Below are 1,639 nucleotides of genomic sequence, written 5' to 3' on the forward strand. Positions count from 1 at the left end.
CTACGGAGCGAGCGTGTCCAAGGCCACCATCTCCACGATCACCGACAAGGTGATGGACGGCATGGCGGAATGGTCCAACCGCCCGCTGGACAGCGGGCGGTTTCTATCAGTGGTTGCGAATCACCTGGTCAATGGGTCTGTCAGGCATTCTCGCATGACCTCGGCTGGGGTCCTGTCGCCAAGGACGAGTCGGGGGCGCCGGTTGAGCTGATGCGCGACTTCGCGGAGGTCTCGTGCGGTGTGGACGGACAGGTTGGTGCCCTTGGGAAAGTACTGCCGCAGCAGGCCGTTGGTGTTCTCGTTCGTGCCGCGCTGCCAGGGCGAGTGCGGGTCGCAGAAGTAGATCCGGAACCCGGTCAGCGCCTCGATGTCCTCGTGCAGGGTCAGCTCACGGCCCTGATCCCAGGTCAGCGTCCGCCGCAGCTGGGGCGGGATGTGCGCGGTCTGCGTGATGAGCGCGTTGCGGACCTGCGGGGCCTTCCAGCCGTGCGGCAGGTGGATCAGGTGCACGTAGCGGGTCGTGCGCTCGACGAGGGTGCCGATCGCGGAGCCCTGGCCGCGGCCGATGATCAGGTCCCCTTCCCAATGTCCGGCAACCGTACGGTCGTTGACCTCGATGGGCCGCTCGTGGATGAGCGTCATGTTCTTGATCTTGTTCGGTGTGGGGACACCACGGCGCTGCTTCTTGCGGCGGGTGCGGCCGGTGCGGAGCTTGGCCTCGCGGCGGCCGAGGAGGCCGACGAACAGGGCCCGGTAGATCGTCTCCGGACAGGCCCGCATCGTCACGTCATTCGCGTCCTCGCGGGCCAGGTAACGTGCGATCTGCTGCGGCGACCACTTCTCGGTGAGCTTCTCGCGCACGAGCGTCCGCAGCGGCTCGCTGCCGCGGATCTTCTCCTCCTTGGGACGGCGGCGCCGCAGTAGGGACTGGTTGTGGGCCCACCAGGGGTGGTAGCTGCCGTCCGGCTTCGCGTTGCGCTTGATCTCGCGGTAGACGGTCTGAAAGCTCTTCCCGATCGACGCGGCGATCTCCTTGACGGTCTGCTTGGCCTGGAGTCCGTCGGCGATGGCGATGCGGTCGTTCTGGGTCAGGAAGCGCGGCGATATCGGGCCGGTGTCGGGGACGATCATGCTTCCAGCTTCGATGAACCAGTTCGAACCACAGCTGGCGGAGACCCCCACCACCCGGGCCGCCGCCGCACCCTTGTAGCCCTCCCTGAGCAACTCGAAGTACCGCTTCTTCATCGAACTCGGCATCTTGTTGGGCGCGTACTTCGGCATCCGAACGCTCTCCTTCCGGGGCGTTCGCAATCACCGATAGAACTCAAGGCGTCTACCCGGTTCTCTTCGTCGACGCCATCAACGTCAAGATCAGGGACGGGCAGGTCGCGAACCGTCCGATCTACGTCGTGATGGCCGTGACCGCCGAGGGCCACCGCGACATCCTGGGCATCTGGGCCGGCGACGGTGGCGAGGGCGCGAAGTACTGGCTGAGCGTGTTCACGGACCTGAAGAACAGGGGCGTTGATGACGTGCTGATGCTGGTCTGCGATGGGCTGAAGGGCCTGCCCGAGGCCGTGGAGACCGTCTGGCCTCGCACGATCGTTCAGACCTGCGTCGTTCACCTGCTGAGGAACAG

Annotated in this window: 1 protein-coding gene and 2 pseudogenes; 2 read left to right on the forward strand and 1 reads right to left on the reverse strand. The window is 65.7% G+C overall.

Annotation, left to right across the window (positions count from 1 at the left end; genetic code table 11):
* Nucleotides 1–91, forward strand: a pseudogene (locus ABZ659_RS35795) (transposase); the annotation flags it as partial.
* A 29-nt stretch (nucleotides 92–120) separates the two neighbouring features.
* On the opposite strand, the gene ABZ659_RS35800 reads toward ABZ659_RS35795, so the two are convergent.
* The gene (locus ABZ659_RS35800) at nucleotides 121–1,281 is read right to left on the reverse strand and encodes an IS30 family transposase (RefSeq protein ID WP_360229180.1); all 1,161 of its coding nucleotides are present in this window, start codon (nucleotides 1,279–1,281) and stop codon (nucleotides 121–123) included.
* Nucleotides 1,282–1,331: 50 nt separating this feature from the next.
* On the opposite strand from ABZ659_RS35800, the pseudogene ABZ659_RS35805 reads away from it, so the two are divergent.
* A pseudogene (locus ABZ659_RS35805) lies at nucleotides 1,332–1,639 on the forward strand (transposase); the annotation flags it as partial.

This window comes from Streptomyces sp. NPDC006997, from assembly GCF_040635175.1.
GTDB lineage: Bacteria > Actinomycetota > Actinomycetes > Streptomycetales > Streptomycetaceae > Streptomyces.